This window comes from Nioella sp. MMSF_3534 (genome assembly GCF_030732985.1).
In the GTDB taxonomy this organism is placed as follows: Bacteria; Pseudomonadota; Alphaproteobacteria; order Rhodobacterales; family Rhodobacteraceae; genus Nioella.
This window is the reverse complement of record NZ_JASHJX010000061.1, coordinates 1-18,433: the sequence shown is the minus strand read 5'-3', so window position 1 is coordinate 18,433 and position 18,433 is coordinate 1. Positions and strand designations below refer to the sequence as shown.

Annotated in this window: 18 protein-coding genes and 1 pseudogene; all 19 read right to left on the bottom strand. The window is 64.7% G+C overall.

What is annotated here, in order from left to right; all coding sequences use genetic code 11:
- A pseudogene (locus RBB16_RS18735) lies at positions 1-440 on the bottom strand (chloride channel protein); the annotation flags it as partial.
- Between the two features lie 389 nt (positions 441-829).
- On the bottom strand, positions 830-2,479 hold the full coding sequence (gene recN, locus RBB16_RS18730) for a DNA repair protein RecN (protein WP_306047576.1): 1,650 nt from the start codon (positions 2,477-2,479) through the stop codon (positions 830-832).
- Positions 2,480-2,503: 24 nt separating this feature from the next.
- Entirely contained in the window at positions 2,504-3,361 is an 858-nt protein-coding gene (locus RBB16_RS18725) for an outer membrane protein assembly factor BamD (RefSeq protein WP_071690271.1), read from the bottom strand.
- A gap of 113 nt (positions 3,362-3,474) precedes the next feature.
- Entirely contained in the window at positions 3,475-4,398 is a 924-nt protein-coding gene (gene lpxC, locus RBB16_RS18720) for a UDP-3-O-acyl-N-acetylglucosamine deacetylase (RefSeq protein ID WP_071690281.1), read from the bottom strand.
- A 287-nt stretch (positions 4,399-4,685) separates the two neighbouring features.
- On the bottom strand, positions 4,686-6,284 hold the full coding sequence (gene ftsZ / locus RBB16_RS18715; protein WP_306047575.1) for a cell division protein FtsZ: 1,599 nt from the start codon (positions 6,282-6,284) through the stop codon (positions 4,686-4,688).
- A 250-nt stretch (positions 6,285-6,534) separates the two neighbouring features.
- Entirely contained in the window at positions 6,535-7,869 is a 1,335-nt protein-coding gene (gene ftsA, locus RBB16_RS18710) for a cell division protein FtsA (RefSeq protein WP_306047574.1), read from the bottom strand.
- Complete coding sequence (locus RBB16_RS18705) at positions 7,866-8,759, bottom strand: cell division protein FtsQ/DivIB (RefSeq protein WP_306047573.1); 894 nt, start codon at positions 8,757-8,759, stop codon at positions 7,866-7,868. Before RBB16_RS18705 ends, ftsA begins: the two co-directional genes overlap by 4 nt.
- Positions 8,747-9,625, bottom strand: coding sequence for a D-alanine--D-alanine ligase (locus RBB16_RS18700; protein ID WP_306047572.1), 879 nt, complete (start codon positions 9,623-9,625; stop codon positions 8,747-8,749). Before RBB16_RS18700 ends, RBB16_RS18705 begins: the two co-directional genes overlap by 13 nt.
- 102 nt (positions 9,626-9,727) lie before the next feature.
- Positions 9,728-10,666: a UDP-N-acetylmuramate dehydrogenase gene (gene murB, locus RBB16_RS18695; RefSeq protein ID WP_306047571.1), complete on the bottom strand. Its 939-nt coding sequence runs from the start codon at positions 10,664-10,666 to the stop codon at positions 9,728-9,730.
- A 45-nt stretch (positions 10,667-10,711) separates the two neighbouring features.
- Positions 10,712-10,984, bottom strand: coding sequence for a hypothetical protein (locus RBB16_RS18690; RefSeq protein ID WP_306047570.1), 273 nt, complete (start codon positions 10,982-10,984; stop codon positions 10,712-10,714).
- A gap of 38 nt (positions 10,985-11,022) precedes the next feature.
- Positions 11,023-11,331 carry a hypothetical protein gene (locus RBB16_RS18685; RefSeq protein WP_306047569.1) on the bottom strand — a complete coding sequence of 103 codons (309 nt, stop codon included), beginning with the start codon at positions 11,329-11,331 and terminating at the stop codon, positions 11,023-11,025.
- Positions 11,331-11,642 (bottom strand): hypothetical protein, encoded by a 312-nt coding sequence (locus RBB16_RS18680; protein WP_306047568.1) that lies wholly within the window; start codon positions 11,640-11,642, stop codon positions 11,331-11,333. The genes RBB16_RS18685 and RBB16_RS18680 overlap by 1 nt, the downstream gene beginning before the upstream one ends.
- Entirely contained in the window at positions 11,632-11,895 is a 264-nt protein-coding gene (locus RBB16_RS18675) for a DUF2484 family protein (RefSeq protein WP_306047567.1), read from the bottom strand. Before RBB16_RS18675 ends, RBB16_RS18680 begins: the two co-directional genes overlap by 11 nt.
- Positions 11,895-12,149 carry a DUF2484 family protein gene (locus RBB16_RS18670; RefSeq protein WP_306047566.1) on the bottom strand — a complete coding sequence of 85 codons (255 nt, stop codon included), beginning with the start codon at positions 12,147-12,149 and terminating at the stop codon, positions 11,895-11,897. Before RBB16_RS18670 ends, RBB16_RS18675 begins: the two co-directional genes overlap by 1 nt.
- Complete coding sequence (locus RBB16_RS18665) at positions 12,146-13,465, bottom strand: hypothetical protein (protein WP_306047565.1); 1,320 nt, start codon at positions 13,463-13,465, stop codon at positions 12,146-12,148. The genes RBB16_RS18670 and RBB16_RS18665 overlap by 4 nt, the downstream gene beginning before the upstream one ends.
- 14 nt (positions 13,466-13,479) lie before the next feature.
- The gene (gene murC, locus RBB16_RS18660) at positions 13,480-14,883 is read right to left on the bottom strand and encodes a UDP-N-acetylmuramate--L-alanine ligase (protein WP_306047564.1); all 1,404 of its coding nucleotides are present in this window, start codon (positions 14,881-14,883) and stop codon (positions 13,480-13,482) included.
- Positions 14,880-15,995 carry a UDP-N-acetylglucosamine--N-acetylmuramyl-(pentapeptide) pyrophosphoryl-undecaprenol N-acetylglucosamine transferase gene (locus RBB16_RS18655; RefSeq protein WP_306047563.1) on the bottom strand — a complete coding sequence of 372 codons (1,116 nt, stop codon included), beginning with the start codon at positions 15,993-15,995 and terminating at the stop codon, positions 14,880-14,882. The genes murC and RBB16_RS18655 overlap by 4 nt, the downstream gene beginning before the upstream one ends.
- Before the next feature lie 4 nt (positions 15,996-15,999).
- Positions 16,000-17,166 carry a putative lipid II flippase FtsW gene (ftsW, locus tag RBB16_RS18650; RefSeq protein ID WP_306047562.1) on the bottom strand — a complete coding sequence of 389 codons (1,167 nt, stop codon included), beginning with the start codon at positions 17,164-17,166 and terminating at the stop codon, positions 16,000-16,002.
- A 193-nt stretch (positions 17,167-17,359) separates the two neighbouring features.
- Positions 17,360-18,085, bottom strand: a complete 726-nt coding sequence (locus tag RBB16_RS18645) for an NYN domain-containing protein (protein WP_306047561.1) — start codon at positions 18,083-18,085, stop codon at positions 17,360-17,362.
- Positions 18,086-18,433 lie beyond the last annotated feature (348 nt).

Genomic DNA, 18,433 nt, shown 5'->3' with positions numbered 1-18,433 from the left:
CCCGAGGACAGCGTGATCAGCGAGGCTACGGCAGAGGCGATCCCCGCCTTCTGCTCCACCCGGCCATCGGCCAGCGCCGCGCCCTCGATCACATCGGCCACCGCGCGCACCCGCCCATCCGGCGTGAACCAGTGCAGGATCAGCCCCACGATCAAGCCGCCGATGATTGGCGCGACAAGGATCAGGAACCACGGCAGACCTTCGGCAAAGCTGTGCAGCATGCGCGGGTCTTCAACGCCATAGATCGTGCTTTGCAGCCAATCGATGCCCTTGCGGAAGAAGAGCGCCGCGAACCCCGCCGCGATACCAACGGCCAGCGCGATGAACCAGAACTGGATCTGGCTTGGCCCCTTGTGGCGCAGCACGTCCCATCCGCCCCGTGCAGCCGTCACCGCCTGGCTCAGCTGATCGCGCAAAAAGGGCTGTTTCTCGCCTGACACGGGGCCGTCATCCTCGCAATCATCCGGCCCGCCCGCTGCGCACCGGCTTTCCCCATCCCTAACCGCTTTTCACAGCAATGAAAATCGCGATGTCAGTCCCGCCGCGCGCCGTTTCCCGGCCTGTCAAGGCGCGCGCCAGCGCCCGCCGCAAGGCGGCTTGGCCTTGACAGGCCGGGGGACGGCAAAAGGCTTGCAAAGGCCCTGAAGCGGGCAGATCCCGGCTTCAGGGGCTCTCGGCAGACAGCCAGGACCGCAAAGCCCGTGCAACAAGGGCCATTTTCTCAGCGATCCCTCCGATATCCCGTGGCAACGCGGCCCGAGGAGGCCCCCGCGAAAGCGGGGGTTGACGAGGGCCGCTCGCGGGTCGACGACGCAGTCGGCGAAACCGCTCAGAGCTTCAGCAATTCCCGCGCCGCCTCATGCGCGGCATCGGTCACCGTGTCGCCCGACAGCATCCGCGCCACCTCGCCCACGCGATCCGCGTCCGACAGGGGCACAACCCGGCTCAGCGTCACCTCGCCCTCGACACGCTTTTCCACCCGCCAGTGATGCGCCCCAAGCGCCGCAACCTGTGGTGAGTGTGTGACAACCAGCACCTGGCTGCCCTCCGCCAGCGCCTTCAGCCGCCGCCCAACCGCGTCCGCCGTGGCCCCGCCCACGCCCCGGTCGATCTCGTCAAAGATCATCGTCAGCCCCTCGGCCCGCTCGCTCAGGCAGACCTTCATCGCCAGCAGAAACCGCGACAGTTCCCCGCCCGAGGCCACCTTGTTCAGAGGCCCGATCGGCGCGCCGGGGTTGGTGCGGGCGGCGAAGACCACCGCGTCCTGCCCGGTCGGGCCGGGTTCCGCCCGCGTGATCTCGGTCACGAAGACCGCGCGTTCCATCTTCAGCGGTGCAAGTTCCTGCATGATCCGCGCATCAAGACGCGCCGCCGCGTCCATGCGCGCTTTGGTCAATGCACCGGCTGCTGCGTCAAACGCTGCCCGCGCCCGGTCCCGCGCCGTTTTCAGCGCCCCCAGATGCGCGACCGACCCGTCCAGCGCCTCCAGCCGTCCGCGCAATTCTTCCGCGAAGCCGCCCAGATCATCGGGGGCCACGCCATGCTTTCGCGCCAGCGCCCTAAGCGCGAACAGCCGCTCTTCGGTTTCTTCCAGCTCTGCGGGGTTGAAGCTCAGCCGCTCCGCGAAGGCCTCCACCCCCGCCTGCGCCTCGCCCAGTTCCACAAGCGCCCGTTCGAGCGCGGCCAGCGGCTGCTCCAGCCCGCCCTCGGCCTTGTCTGTCAACCCGTCGAGCCAGCGCAGCGCATCCGACAGAGCGCCCTCGCCCCCCTGGCTCCCAAGCGCCTCCAGCGCCCGCGCCACGTCGGACCGCATCTTCTCCGCCCCCTGCATCAGGCGGCGGCGCGCGTCGAGCACCTCTTCCTCGCCCGGTTGCGGGTCGAGCGCATCCAGTTCCTCCACCGCATGGCGCAGGAAATCCTCTTCGGCCTTCAGCTCCGCCGCTTCGGCTTCGGCCTCGGCCAGCGCCCGACCGGCGGCTGATACGGCTCGCCACAGGGCTGCCACCTCGTCGCGCCGCGCCCCAAGCCCGCCGAACTCGTCCAGCATGTCCCGATGCACGCGCGGATCCAGCAGGCCCCGGTCATCGCCCTGCCCGTGCAGCTCTACCAGCGTGTCAGACAGCGCCCGCAGCACATCGCCCGAGACCCGCCGATCATTGACCCAGGCCGTCTTGCGCCCCTGCGCGGTGTTCACGCGGCGCAGGATCAGTTCATCGCCACCGGGCAGGCCCGCCTCTTCCAGCACCGCATGCGCTCCATGCCCGTCCGGCAGATCGAAGACCGCCTCGACCTCGCCCTGGTCCGCCCCCGCGCGCACCAGATCGGCGCGGCCCCGCCACCCCAGAACGAAGCCAAGGGAATCGAGCAAAATCGACTTGCCCGCCCCGGTTTCGCCGGTCAGCACATTCAGACCCGGCTGGAAGCTCAGCTCCAGCCGGTCGATGATCAGCATGTCACGAATGTCGAGATTGCGCAGCATCTCTGCCCTCACGGCCCTTGAGCGTCAGAGCCATTCCCCGCGCACCGTCTGCTGCCAGATCTCGCGCAACCAGCTTTCGCCCGCAGCCTCCGGTGCCAGTTCCTGATCGTTGAGCAGGCGGAAGGCATCGTCATAGAAGGGCGAGGCCTGGAAGTTGTGACCCAGGATCGCGCCGGCGGTCTGGGCCTCATTGGGCAGGCCAAGCGCCAGATAGGCCTCGACCAGACGCATCAGCGCCTCGGGCGTATGGCTGGTGGTCTGGAATTGCTCCACCACCACGCGGAAGCGGTTGATGGCCGCCGTATAATTCTCGCGGCGCAGGTAGTAGCGCCCGATCTCCATCTCCTTGCTCGCCAGATGGTCGAAGGCCAGGTCGAATTTCAGGATCGCAGAGGCGGCATATTCACTGTCCGGGTAGCGTTCGATCACCACCCGAAGCGCCTGCAGTGCCTGGTAGGTCAGGCCCTGGTCGCGGCCCACCTGGTCGATCTGGTCATAGTAGGACAGGGCCAGCAGATACTGCGCATAGGCGGCGTCTTCATCGGCGGGGTAGAAATCGAGGAAGCGCTGCGCGGTTGCGCGGCTGTTCTCGTAATCGCGGTCCTGATGATAGGCATAGGTGGCCATGATCAGCGCGCGCCGGGCCCATTCCGAATAGGGGTGCAGGCGTTCGACCTCAAGGAACAGGGCGGCGGCATCATCGGGATTTCCCGCTTCCATCTCGGCCTCGGCCTGCTGGAAGATCGGCTGCGCCTCCATCTCCTCGATCGGGGTGTCGTTGTTGCGGTTGCGCCAGCTGGCACATGCCGAAAGCGACAGGACCAAGGCCAATGCCACGCTCGCTTTCAACCCCGTTCTCAGCAATCCTCGCCCCCGTGCCATTGCCCGAAACCTCATGCGTCTACTTGCGGCAAGCTTGCTTGCCTGCCCTCTCTGCCATTGGTCCTAGCACATTAATTCTGAGGGCAAAACGCCTGAATCGTCCCTCGCGCGTTTCACGCAACGGCGGACAAGTCCTCGGGGTGCAGATCGACGCCGGGAAGCTGCGCCGCCTGATCGGGCGTGCATTCCACCATGCGCCACGCGCCGGGGGTCGCGAACAGCTTTCGCAACAGCTGGTTGGTCAGCATGTGACCGGCGCGCACGCCCTCGTATTCGCCAAGCACCGGCGCCCCGGCAAGGCCCAGATCGCCAAGCGCATCCAGCATCTTGTGGCGCACGGGTTCATCCGCGTGGCGCAGACCGCCCGGGCTGGTCACATAATCCCCGTCCACGACAACCGCGTTTTCACCGGGCACACCGCCAAGCGCGAGCCCGTTGGCCTGCATGAATTCCACATCCGCCTGGCGGCAGAAGGTGCGGCTATCGCATAGTTCACGCACGAAATGGCCGTTGCACAGATCCATCTCGCGGGTCTGGCGGCCGATGGCGGCATCAGGAAACTCGATATCGAAGCGCATCTTCATGCTGGCCGAGGGGCGCAGCGTGGCGCGGGCCTCGCCCTGTTCGACGCTGACCTCGGTCAGGATCTCGATCGCGGTGATCGCACTGCCCTGCCCCTGCACGCCGCGCGCCAGAATGCCCCGCACGAATTGCGCGGCAGACCCGTCGAGGATCGGCACTTCCGGCCCGTCAATTTCCACCAGCGCATTGTGCACGCCGCAGCCCACAAGCGCCGCCATCACATGTTCCACGGTCGAGACCTCGACACCGGCCTCGTTGCGCAGGATGGTGCATAGCTGGCTTTGCGGCACCGCGTCGTAGCGGGCCGGGATCATGTTGTCACGGTCGGTGATGTCGGTGCGCCGAAACCAGATGCCGAAAGAGGCCGCCGCCGGATGAATCGTCAATCGCGCCGGACGCCCTGAATGAAGCCCGATGCCCTTGAATTGAACTGCTGTTCTGATGGTGGCCTGCAAGGCGCGCTCCACTGTCTGTCCCAGGATCACGAGGATCGGTGCGGCCACATCCCACGGCCCTGACGCAATCCCCATGGCAAACAGAGTGCCCCCTCCATTTGCATGACCAAGGGCTTAACCGCCTCTTCCATGATTAACAATTCAAGGATTGTGACTCGCTGCAACAAAGCGGAAATATGTCGGCAGTTTTTCGCCACCGACCTGTGGATAACCACGTATCCCCCTGACCCTAAACGAAAAAGGACCGCCCCGAAGGGCGGCCCTCTTGGTCACAATGTGTAACGCGATCAGTTCGCCTGACGGCGCAGGAAGGCCGGGATCTCGATCCGGTCTTGCTCGGGATCGACCTGGTCATCCTCGTGATGGGCACGCGTCTGCATGCTTGGCTGACGGCGCTGAGTGGGCACCGGGGCCTCTTCGCCATGGCCGGTCATGCGGTTGAGCAGCGAGTTGATGCCGAAGCGCGATCTGCTGCCGTGATCCTCCGCCTCGGGGGCCGGGGTGGCGGCACGGGGCGCATTGCCACGGTCCTTTGCAATCGCATCGCGCAGACGGGCCAGCGTTTCCGGGGTCGGATGACCCTTGTTGGCGCGCGGGGCGACGTAGTCTTCCTCCACCGGTTCCGAAGCGACGCGAGCCTCCGGGCGCGGGGCCGGAGCGGATTCGGCCACCTGAGGCGTGTAGGCCGGGGCCGGAATGCTGTCATCCTCTTCGAACAGGTCTTCTGCCTGTTCATGGGCGGTTTCCGCATCGAAGCGGGTAAAGAGGCTGGGTTCCGGCGTGGCTGCGGGCTGGTCTTCCTCGATCTCTTCTTCCAGCATCATCGGAGCCGCCGCAGCGGCAGCACTACCCCGGCCCGACATGGCCACCGAGTCCGCGTGCAGGCGGCGCATCGGTGCCGGAATGTCCTGGTGGATCTCGGCGGCGTCGATGCCGGTGGCCACGACGGACACGCGCATCTTGCCTTCCATCTCGGTATCGAGGGTCGAGCCCACGATGATATTGGCCTCCGGATCCACTTCCTCGCGGATGCGGTTCGCGGCTTCATCCAGCTCGAACAGCGTCAGGTCATAGCCACCGGTGATGTTGATCAGCACGCCACGGGCGCCCTTGAGGCTGATTTCATCCAGCAGCGGGTTGGCAATGGCGCGCTCGGCGGCCTGAACCGCGCGATCTTCGCCCTCGCTTTCGCCGGTGCCCATCATCGCCTTGCCCATCTCGTTCATCACCGCGCGCACGTCGGCGAAGTCGAGGTTGATCAGGCCCGGACGAACCATCAGGTCGGTCACACCCTTGACGCCCTGGTAAAGAACGTCATCGGCCAGCGCGAAGGCTTCGGTGAAGGTGGTCTTCTCATTCGCCAGCCGGAACAGGTTCTGGTTGGGGATGATGATCAGCGTGTCGACGACCTTTTGCAGCGCCTCGATGCCCTCATCGGCCTGACGCATGCGCTTGGCCCCTTCGAACTGGAAGGGCTTGGTCACGACACCGACGGTCAGCACGCCCAGTTCACGGGCGGCCTGCGCGATGATCGGGGCCGCGCCGGTGCCGGTGCCGCCGCCCATCCCGGCGGTGATGAAGCACATATGCGCGCCGACCAGGTGATCAACGATGGTCTCGATGCTTTCCTCGGCGGCAGAGGCACCCACGGCAGGGCGCGCGCCCGCGCCCAGACCTTCCGTCACTTTCGCGCCCATCTGGATGCGAGAGGAGGATTTGGAATGCTGCAATGCCTGCGCATCGGTGTTGGCGACCACGAATTCGCAGCCGTCAAGCTCTTGGTCGATCATGTTGTTGACGGCATTGCCGCCTGCCCCGCCAACGCCAAACACGGTGATGCGCGGCTTCAGGTCCGGTTGATCCGGCATGGTCAAATTCAGGGTCATTTGAAAGTCCGCCTGTGGTTCTTGTTTGATGGCCCCGATCTTGTGCCGGATAGCCGATTTCTGCCTTGTTTGGATTGAATCCTAACGCGTTCGCGGCAGGGCGTCACGCAAAAACTGGCCCAATGACGCGAAATATGGGGCAGAATCCGGGCATGGCGGCGGGATTTTGCTCGTGGCCCCTGCATCTAGCGTCAAATTACCGGCCCCACACCAAAGATGCAGGGTCCGGTCCGGCTGATTTATCCGCGGATCACCAGTTGTCGCGGAACCATTTCACCGCGCGGCGCAGGGACCGGGCGGGGTATCTGTCGGCGGGAACCTCGAAATCCCACCATTCATCCTGCGGGTAAGCGGCAAACAGCGCCAGCCCCACACAGGCGGAAAAGGCCGGCCCGCAGGCCGATTGCGGCAGGCCCTGCACCCGCAGCGGGCGGCCAAGGCGCACCTGGTTGCCAAGGATGCGGCTGGCCAGCTGGTCAAGGCCCGGAATCTGGCTGCCGCCGCCGGTCAGCACGATGCGTTGCGAGGGCAGATGGTCGAAGCCTGCATCCTCCAGAGTGGCGCGCACCTCTTCGAGGATCTCCTCCACCCGCGGCCGCATCACGCCGATCAGCTCCGCCCGGCTGATCGAGCGGCGGTCATGTTCCCAATCGCCGGTATCGCTTTCCAGCTCGATCCGTTCGCGGTCATCCATGCCGGTCGCGACCAGCCCGCCAAAGCGGGTCTTGATCCGTTCCGCATCCGCAGCCGGGATCTGCAACCCCTGGCTGATATCGCTGGTGACGTGGTCGCCGCCCATCCGCACGGTGTCCGCGTAAATCATGTGTTTCTTGATGAAGATCGACACGCCCGTGGTGCCGCCCCCCAGATCGATGCAGGCCGCGCCGAGCTCCTGCTCGTCTTCCACGAGGCTGGAAACGCCCGCCACGTAAGGGGAAGAGGCCACCCCGGCCAGTTCCAGATCGCAACGCTTTACGCAATGCAGCAGCGTCTCGATCGCATGGGCCTCGATGGTCAGCATATGCATATCCGCCGACAGGCGGTTGCCCACATGGCCGCGCGGGTCCTTCAGCCCCGACCGGTGGTCGAGCGCGAAATTCACCGGCTGCGCGTGCAGCACCTCGCGCCCCTCGCCGATATCGGGCACGTCGCAGGCCGCCAGCGCGCGGGCCACATCGCATTCGGTCACGGTGCCGGTCTGCAAACTGGTTTCGCCCACCAGCCCGTAGGACCGGGGCCGCGCGCCAGAGAAGCTGACAATCACATGATCGACGCGCATATTGGCCATTTTCTGCGCTGCCTGTACGGCGGTGCGAATGGCGCGCTCGGTTTCCTGCACGGTGTCGATCTCGCCGAACTTCACCCCGCGGGATCGGGTCGTGGCCGCGCCGATCACCCGGAAATTCGACTGCCCCGCCATTGCGCCCACCTCTTCCGAGGGGCGCAGGTCGTCCGAGCTGTCGAAGCGCAGCACAAGGCACGAGGTCTTGTAGCTGCCAATATCCAGAATGGCGATCACGCCCCGGCGCATGGCTTCCTGTCGCTTGGCCCGCATGGCCCGCTGTGACTGATACAGCATACTCATCCGTTCCGGTCTCCCGTGATATCCGTCGCCCGCATGCGGCGCAGTTCCGCCATTGCCTGCGGGGTCAGTTGCAACACCGTCCGCGTGCCATCGCGCATGTCGACGCGAGCCACATCCCTGTCCAAAAGCTCCTGCGCATCATGCAGGGCCAGCACTTCTTCCAGCGCGCGCATCGGCTGATCGGCGGGCAGCAGGATGCGCGGCCCGTCCTCCAGCACCACGTCCCACCGGCGTTCGCCCATCCGCACGAGGCCCCGCAGCCGGTCCCCAAGCGGACGCGCCACGGCAAAGAGCGCCATCGCTTCCTCTGCCGCGTCATTGGCGCCATCGCCGGAAATCACCGGCAGATCCACCAGCCTTGGCCGCGCCAGCAGAGGCGCCACCCGTTCGCCGCCCGCATCCACGACCCAAAGCCCCTCGCGCGCCTGCCAGACCATGGCGGGGCGGCGTTCGGTCACGATGACCGCCAATTCGCCCCCGGACCGGACGCGCAGTTCCGCCGTGTCCACGGCGCGGATTTCCTCCACCCGCGCGCGCAGACGCGGCAGGTCCAGATCGAAGGAGGATGTGGGAAAGTCCAGCGCCAGCGTCGCGCGGATTTCCTCGGCCAGCACCGGGGTCGCGCCCTCGATGGCCATCAGGTTCACGCGGAATTCTGGCCGATCCTCGACCGAGCGGCGGATCTCCGCGACACTGTCCTGCAATCGCTGGATATTGGCGGGGTCAGAGGCGTAGAGCCCGACCGCCCCCGCAATCAGGAAAGACGGGATACCGACCCGCAGAACCGACCGGAACAGCGGCGTCAGCCACAGACGTTGCGCGCGATAAGACCAGCGCGAAGGCGCGGGATCGCGCGGCGCATCCCCCCGGCGGCGGATTATCTGTCGCATGACGCGTCCTCCACCATCCAGGCGCACATCTGGCCAAAGCTGATGCCGCAATGTTCGCCCTGCTCGGGGCTGAGTGAAGTGGGCGTCATGCCGGGCTGCGTGTTGACCTCCAACATGATCAGCCCATCCAGCCCGCGCGTGTCGTCCCACCGGAAATCGGCGCGGCTCACGCCCCGGCAGCCAAGCGCCTTATGGGCGGTCAGGGCCTGTTCCATGCAGGCGTCGAACACGTCCTGCGGCACATCGGCGGGCATCTCGTGGCGCGATCCGCCAACGGAATACTTGGCGTGGTAATCATACCAGCCATCTGTGAAGATCTCGGTTACGGTCAGCGCCCGGTCGCCCATCACGGTGACGGTCAGTTCCCGGCCCGGCGCATAGGTCTCGACCATCAGCATGTCGGGCATGTCTTCGGACAGCGCCGGCGGGCCGTTCGCCGCCTCCTGCACGATATAGACCCCGACGGAAGAGCCCTCGTTATTGGGCTTCACCACATAGGGTGGGTCCATCAGATGGGCGGCCATGATCTCGGATTTCGGGGCGATGATGCTCTCCATCACCGGAATGCCCGCCGCGCGGAACACATCCTTGGACCGCTGCTTATCCATCGCCAGGGCCGAGGCCAGAACGCCCGAATGGGTATAGGGCAGCCGCATCCATTCCAGGATGCCCTGCACACAGCCATCTTCGCCCCACCGACCGTGAAGCGCGTTGAACACGATATCTGGTTTGATCTCGGCAAGCCGTTCGGCCAGATCAAGGCCCGCATCGACCTCGATCACCGTGAATCCTTCATCCCTCAGCGCGGTTACGCATTCCTTGCCGGACGACAGGCTGACCTCGCGCTCGGCTGAGAGCCCGCCCATTAAAACCGCAACTGTGGGGAGTGTTCTGCCCGAACTATCCGCCACCTGTGCCTCATTCATGCCGCGGGCTTATCTGCCCGTCTGGCTTATCGTTTTCGCCGGTTACTCCGGCTTGTCACCGCCCGCCGGTTCGCCGACGCGCATGATTTCCCATACTAGCTCTATTCCGCTGTTTTGGAAAACCCTTTTTCGAACCTCTTCGCCAAGGGACTCGAGGTCATCCGCCGTTGCCCCCCCGGTATTGAGCAGAAAGTTGCTGTGTTTCTCCGACATCTGCGCGCCACCCCGCCGGGCCCCGCGCATACCTGCGTCGTCGATCACCTTCCAGGCCTTAAGGTCATGGACATCATCGGCGCGGCCGGTGCTGGAAAACCCCGCCGGATTGCGGAAGGTGCTGCCGGCGCTGCGCTCTTTCGTGGGCTGCGTGGCGTCGCGCTTGGCCAGTTGTTCGGCCATACGGGCCTCCAGCGCCTCCGGATCACCGGGGTTGGCCCGGAAGGTGACAGAGGTGATGACCGCGCCCTCTGGCAGATCGGTCTGGCGGTACTGGAAATGAATGTCATCGCGGGTCAGCGTGACGCGACTGCCATCCCGCAACACCGCCTCGGCTGACAGGAAATGATCGGCCACATAGCTGCCATAGCAGCCCGCATTCATCCGAAGCGCGCCGCCGATGCTGCCCGGAATGGTCCGCAGGAAGGTCAGGTCCATCCCCGCCGCCGCCGCCTTGCGCGCCACATGCGCGTCAAGCGCCGCCGCGCCAGCCGTCACCGTGCCCGCGCCGGTCTCGATCCCGTTGAACCCGCGCCCCAACCGGATCACCACCGCGCGCAGGCCCCCGTCCCGCACGATCAGGTTCGAGCCCACTCCCATGGGAAAGACCGGAACCGCCGGGTCCAGTGCGGCGAGGAAATCGCTCAAGTCGTCGATATCCGCAGGTTGGAACAGCCAGTCCGCAGGCCCGCCGACGCGCAGCCAGGTCAGATCGGAAAGCGGGCGGTCGGGCGTCAGGCGGCCCCTTGGCGTCGGCATCTGTGTCATATCCGCTTGGCTACTGCCGCCTTGGCACAGGCGCAAGCCCCGGCGTCATCCCTTCGCCTCACCCCGGCGGCGAAACCAGCCGATCGCCCCGCCGATCAGCACGCCCAGAATGGTAGGCGCCGCCATCAGGATCGCGACAATCGCATATCCCATCCCGTCGAACCCCGTGCTCTGACGGCCCTGCATGGTCGCCCAGACCATGATCGCCACCCCAAGCAGCGCCAGAACCGGCACCAGCCAGCCCTTGCGGTGCCGCATTGCGACGGTGCCGGTGATCAGGGGGATCACGAAACAGACAATCGGGACGACATAGACCATGCCCTACCCTGCCCCGGTCGCGGAAAGCTGTCCAGCCTTTAGCCCCGATCCAGCCCGGACCGGCGCGCCCTGGCAGCGGCCCCCATCCGGCCCCCGACAATCGCCGCCACCAGCGTCGGCAACACGAAGCCCACGGCAAGGTAGAACTCCGCCACGCCGTCGAACCCGGTGCCCTCGCGCCAGCCCGCCCAGATCTGCACTACGGGCCACATCAGCATGGCAAAGATCAGCACCAAGGCCAGCCAGACCCCGCGCAGCAGCGCCCGGCTGAGGTAACGCCCGATGGCCCAGGACAGCGCGAAGCCGAGCACGAGGCAGACCGCCACCATTCCGATCAGCGGCCACATCACTCCGTATCCTCATCCCGGCGCACCCGCGACGCACGCCACAGGCCGATCCCGCCAAAGACGATTGCCCCCGCCATGCCCGGCATCAGAACAAACATGCTGAAGGCGAAATAGCCCAGGTGGTTGAACCCCTCGCGCGGAATGCCGATGGCCTCCAGCACGTCGCTGCTCAGCAGGCCTAGCGCGGGCAGGCCCAACAGCAGGCAAAAGCTGAACAGCCAGCCCCCGCCCGCATAGCGCCCAAGGACAAACCCGATGCCGGAGCCCACAGCCAGCCCCGTACCGATGGCGATCAGCGCCTCAGGATTCATGCGCGCTCCGCTGCAACAGGCGGCGGCGCAGCCAGCGCCCCGCGTAGAAGACCGGCCAGCGCAGGACCGACACGCCAGCGGCCAGCAGGGCCAAGCCCCACCAAGGCCCCATCTGCATGGTCGCATATCCCAGCAAGGGAATGCCCGTGGCGATCAAGGCAAAGGCCGCGGGCCAGTGAAAGCGGCTCGGGGTCAGGCCCAACAGGCAGGCCGTGAGCCCCCAAAGGCTCGCCAATGTCAGGGAAAACGGCATCACGTGCCTCCTTCTCTCAGACGTCCCCACAAATGTCGTCCCAGAAACCAGAGCGGACGGCGAAACATCGACACCAGCCCCATTACGGCCAGCAACACCACCCAGAAGGAATGCTGAATGCCGATATAGATGAGCAGAGGGACCGCCAGCACCAGCAGCGTCAGCCCCGGCACATACTGCATCCGCATCGGCAGAAACGCGACAATGGCTGCCGCCACGACCCAGACACAGGCCAGCGTGAGCGAAATGGTCATGGGGCGCCTCCCGGATTGAACAGGTCCTTGGCCGCTTTGGCCGTTTCAACAATCCTCTTACCAGCAAAGAAGACCGACGCCGCTGCAAGTGCGTGACCAGGTTGCATTCCCAAGAGCGTTAGAACGTAGGACGATGCCCCGACCAACCCGAAACGATAGGTGCTGTCTGCCACCTCATCCACGTTCTCTCGCGGCCATTTCCTAAAGGAGTTGAGGAACAGGCGCGACAGACGCTCGGCTTTCTCTGCATCGACCTCGGACATGGTGTCGGCAACGGGCACCAGTGTTTGCAAGCCCTCGACGGCTTGGTAGAGCGTCGTCAGAGTTCTTATCTGTCGTTTGCTTTCTTCTTCGTCAGCGTCATCCCGGTAATTCCGGTTCTGCAAGCGCTGAACTTCCAAGGAGATGAACCCAAGAACCGCGTCAAAGGTAGGCGGCAGTTCGGAGCGATTGGCAATCATCGCGCCTTTGACGCGCGCTATGGAAGCTTTAGAACCGGCTTCCATTTCGGCAAGCAGTGTTTTTAGGGGTCTCTCAACATCGTCGGGTTTGTACTTCTCTACAATCTCGGCGATCATCGCGTTCACATGCGCTGCGCCCTGCTTCCAATCCTCGTCGGGGATCAGGACGATCTCTTTCAACATCTCCCAGTTCTGGTCTGCCCCGGTCAACTGAGCCTCGTACCAGTCGATCCAGAATTGCCAGCCGGTGTCACCAAGTCGAATTTGCTTCGACAAAGCCTCCCGGACCCTTTGCCACGGAAACAGAATCGCGGGAGGGACATTGTCGGGCCAAAGCGATAGACCACCAGTGAGTTGCGTGCCTTGAAATAGGTTGGCATCTCTACGCGTTTCACTCCAAACGTCTTCATATGCCGCTGTAGGAATGCTGTCCGCAGTCGTGCTCACTGCAATATGGGAGCTGTATACTGCCGATGCAGCGTCCCTATGCGAGTTGAAGACAAGAAAGGTAGCATTATCCGCTGCTGCCAGTGCGGCCAAGGCAGCATCGAGCGCATGGCTTGCACTCAGGTCTTCCGGCCGTACGAATTTGCCAACAGAGTTAAGAGTAGATGAAACGGCACGCTCTAATTGTTCAGTCGCTTCGACAGCTCGAAGGCGCGTCACAAGCAGGAGCCGCCAGTGGCTGATATCGGTCAACTCGGACAACGAACTCTTTTCAGCGGCCCATCCCCAATACAAAGGCATGACGCGCGCTGCCGCTCGATGTGACAGCAGCACCCCATGCTCCGGGGAAACACTAGAGAGCCAAGTCTCTAAACTGATTTCATCCCTGATATCCGCGATCTCGACCATTCAGATGCCTGTTGTCACCCTTCCCTCAACCGCTCCGGCAGCCCATGCGCCCATGCGCTGATCGTCCCCGCCCCGAGGCACACGACCATATCCCCCGGACGGGCCTGTTCGCGGACCAAGCGTTCCAGATCATCCTCGTTCAATATGGCGCGGGCGTGGCGGTGGCCGTGGGCGACGAGGCCCGCGACCAGACCGTCTCGCGTCGCGCCTTCAATGGGATCCTCGCCCGCCGCGTAGACCTCGGCGATGGCGACCACATCGGCCTCGTTGAAACAGGTGCAGAAGTCGTCAAAGAGCGAATGCAACCGGCTGTAGCGGTGCGGCTGATGCACGGCGATGACCCGGCCCTCGGTGGCCTGACGGGCGGCTTTCAGCACGGCGGCGATTTCAACGGGATGGTGGCCGTAATCGTCGATGATGGTGATGCCGCCCACCTCGCCCACCTTGGTGAAGCGGCGGTTGACGCCTTTGAAATTGGCCATAGCCTCCCGGATTTCAGCGGATTTCATCCCCAGATGGCGGGCCACGGCCACGGCGGCCAAGGCGTTGGAGACATTGTGATCCCCCGGCATCGGCAAGGTACAGCCCTCGATCACCTGCTCCTCATTGCCCAAACGGATGTCGAAATGCGCCACGCCCGCCTTGTAGGTCAGGTTCACTGCCCGCACATCGGCCTGCGCGTTGAAGCCATAAGTGACCACGCGCCGGTCTGTGATCTTGCCCACGAGGCTCTGCACCTCGGGGTGATCGGTGCAACAGACGGCCAGCCCGTAGAAGGGAATGTTCGACGCGAAATCGAGGAAACCCTGCCGCAGCCGGTCGAAATCGCCCCAATGCTCCATATGTTCGGGGTCGATATTGGTGATGATGGCGATGGTGGCGGGCAGGCGGTTGAAGCTGCCGTCGCTTTCATCGGCCTCCACCACCATCCAGTCGCCCTGCCCCACCCGCGCGTTCGATCCATAGGCGTGGATGATACCGCCATTGATCACCGTGGGATCAACCCCACCCGCATCCAACAGCGTCGCCACCATGGTCGTGGTGGTGGTCTTGCCATGCGTCCCCGCCACGGCGATGTTCGAGCGCAGGCGCATCAGTTCCGCCAGCATCTCGGCCCGGCGCACGACCGGCAGGCCCTGCAAACGCGCGGCATCAAGCTCCGGGTTGCCGGGTTTGATGGCCGACGAGATCACCACCACCTCGGCATTCTCCAGGTTCTCGGCGGCCTGCCCAATGAAGATACGCGCGCCCAGGGATTCCAGCCGCTCGGTGATCTTGGAGGGTTTCAGGTCCGACCCCTGCACCGCATAGCCATGGTTCAGCAGCACCTCGGCAATCCCCGACATGCCGATGCCGCCAATGCCGACGAAATGGATCGCGCCCAGTTGGGTGGGCAGTTTGGTGGCAGCGGCGTTCATGCGGTGTCCTTTTCGGTGGCGTCTTCCCCGGCCAGCTCCTCGACCAGCCCGACCAGCAGCTCGGTGGCATTGGGCATCCCGACCGACAGCGCGGCCTGAGACATCCTCAGCGCGGCGTCGGGTTGTGTCAGCACGGTGGCGATAGCCTCGGCCAGCGCCTCAGGGGTGAATTTGCTTTCAGGGATGCGGATCGCGGCGCCTGCATCGACCAGCCCTTGGGCATTGGCGGTCTGGTGGTCGGCGGTGGCGGCGGCATAAGGGATCAGGATCGAGGGCCGCCCGATGACCGAGATATCGGCGACCGAGGACGCACCAGAGCGGCTGATCACCAGCTGCGCCTCGGACAGGCGGCGGGGGATATCGCGGAAGAAGGGTTCGACCTCGCAGCCCACGCCCGTTTCATAGTAGGCGGCGATGACCCGGTCCTGATCTTCGGGGCGCGCCTGTTGGGCGACGCGCACATATTGGCGGATCTCCTCGGGCAACATCGCCACGGCGGCGGGCACCACATCCGACAGGATGCGCGCGCCTTGACTGCCGCCGATCACCAGCAGGCTCATGGGATAGTCTCCGGGGCTGATATAGGCCGCGCCCGCCCGGTCCAGCACCGCCCCGCGCACCGGGTTGCCGGTATGAATGCCCTCGACGCCCGCGGGCAAAGCCGTCGGCCACGTCCCGCAAGCCACCGCATCAACGCGCTTGGCGAAAAGCTTATTGACCCGCCCCAGAACCCCGTTCTGTTCATGGATCATCCGGGGCCTGCGCGTGATCCAGGCAGCAGAAAGCGCCGGAATGGTCGGATAGCCGCCAAAGCCCACCACCACGGCAGGCTTGTCACGCATCATGCCAAGCGTTGCCGACACGATCCCACCCAGAATGCGGAACGGCACCACCAGCTTGGCCAGCACGCCCCCGCGCGCGAAAGTGGCCGACGCCACCTGCCGCACCTCGACCATATGGGGGAAGCCGCCTGCATAACGCGCCCCGCGCGCATCGGTTGACAGCCGCACCCGCCAGCCCTTGCGGATCATCACCTCGGCCAGCGCCTGCGCGGGAAACATATGCCCGCCCGTTCCGCCTGCCGCGATGATCAAGAGGGGGCCGTTTGACATGAACTCACCTGTGCCGGTTCAGAAGGATATCGCCGATCTCGCCCTGTGGACGCGACCGGGTGAAAGACAGAAGCATCCCCACAGCGATCCCCGTCGCAATCAGCGACGACCCGCCATAGGACACGAAGGGCAGCGTCATCCCCTTGGCGGGCAGCAGACGCACCGCCACCCCCATATTGATGATCGACTGCAGCGCGAAGAGCGACGCAATCCCCGCACCGGCCAGCCGGGTAAACGGGTCGCGCTCCTTCATCAACCGGAAAAACGCCCGCATCGCCACGGTGGCGAAAAGCGCGATGATCAGAAGGACCAGGACCAGCCCGTATTCCTCGGCCGCAACGGCGATGATGAAATCCGTATGGGCGTCGGGCAGCGTCCACTTGACCGATCCCTCCCCCAAACCGGTGCCGAAAATCCCGCCCTCACGGATGGCATTGGCCGCATAGGCCAGCTGCGTGTTGGGATCGACCTCGGGCGACAGGAACCCGTCGATCCGCCGCGCCACATGCTGGGATGTGGAATAGGCAAAGACCCCGCCCGCGCAGACAAGGATCGCCACCAGCCCAAGCACCCAGATCGGCGCACCGGCCACGAAATAGATCACCGCCCAGGCAAACAGGATCAGCGCCCCCTGCCCGTAATCGGGCTGCATCACCAGAAAGCCCACGATGATCAGCATCACAAAGAGCGACAGCGTTTTCCCCGGAGGCCCGGCAATCTGCTGGCTGGCGGCGATCATCCAGGCGGTGAAGATCACGAAGACGGGCTTGAGAAATTCCGAAGGCTGCACGGAGGCAAAGCCAAGCGAATACCACCGCGTCGCGCCCTGCCCGAAATCGGTGCCAAAGACCGGCAACAGCGCCAGCGCCGCGAAAGCCCCGAAGAACCCCATGACCCCGATCCGGCGCACCATGGTGGGCGACATCATCGAGGTCAGGATCATCGCGACGAAGGCCATGCCGCCGAAAAACGCCTGTTTGTACACGTAATAGAAGGGTTCGTGCCCGTTGCGTTCGGCCAGGGGCGGCGAGGCGGCAAATCCCAGAAGCAACCCGATCAGGAACAGGGTCAGGATACAGGCCAGCGTGACCCGATCCACGGTCCGCCACCACCGCGGCAGAATCGCTTCGCCAGATTGCACGAGCACCGTGCCATGCGCCATTTCCGTCATTGAGTACCGCCCGATACTGCCTCTGAATGCCCGGTTTTCCGGGTCTGATCGGCAGTCTAGCGTGAAAAACCCTGTGCGGCTAGGGAAATGGCAATGACCACGCGGATCGGCGCAATAACCCGCCCTTGCAGCCAACTCGCAGTCGCAGGCTTGTCAGGCAAGCAACGCTGGACAGGCAGCCCCCTGCGCGGCGCTACTCCGCCGCGACATGGGCCGCTTGATCAGATCGAACCGAAACACACAGCCCCCGCGCCCCCTGCGCCAGTTCAAAAAGACCGTGACGCTTCTCCAGGTAGTCCTTCCATGTCCTGTCAGGATGGTCGCGGATATGAACGCGATGGCGGGCCCCCATCAGCATGCCAAGCTCACTCGTGGTCAACCCGCCGGACTGCCCGAATTCGAGGATCAGCTGCGTGATGGCAGCAGGCCATTTCCTGACCGCAAGCGGCGCGTCCGTGTGTGCCGGATCGGGTTCGGCAGGTAGGCCAGCAGAGAGTGCGTCCTCATCCCTGCGCGCAGCGCTCTTCTGGCTGAGCGACACAAACCGGCTGCAACTGGCCTTGAACCGCAGCCCCGCCCGCTCCTGCACGATGCCCATCACCGTCACCCCGCGTTCGCGCAGCCGACCGGCCAGATGCCGGAAATCCCCGTCAGAGCTTGCGATGACCACCGCGTCACAGGCCCCGCTCAAGGCCCGCTCCATCGCATCGACCGTCAGTAGCAGATCGTCGGCATTCTTGCCGCTACCGGAATGGACCAGCCGGAACCCCGGCGTGTCGTCCCAGCCAGTGAGCAGCCCCGCATCGCCATAGACGCACAAAAAATCGACCTCTCCCAACCCCTGCGCCGCATGGAAAATCTTCAGCGCGAAATTGGCCGAGATATTCTCTCCATCCACGAAAACGGACACGCGACTCATCTGGATGCTCCTGGCACTTGTGACGCGCCCAAACTGCCCTGACAGTTTGACGAAAATGGGACGGATCGGGAATGTCCCGGCCCCACAGGTTACAACCGGGCACGCGCCTCCCCCCCTTTGCCCGGCCTCTTTCATCTTGGCCCCAAATACCTCCGCCGGAGGCATCCCGCCCTCGCAACCGGACCCGCCGCCAGACCCTGCGCACCTCCGTCGCCACATCTCCGTGGCAACGCGGACCGCCGAGGCCTCCGGCGCAAGCCGGGGGTTGAGAAGGGCCGCTCACCGGTCGACGCCGACAGGCGGCGAAACCGCATTTCATATGCACAGGGGGTGTACGGGGGGTGTACA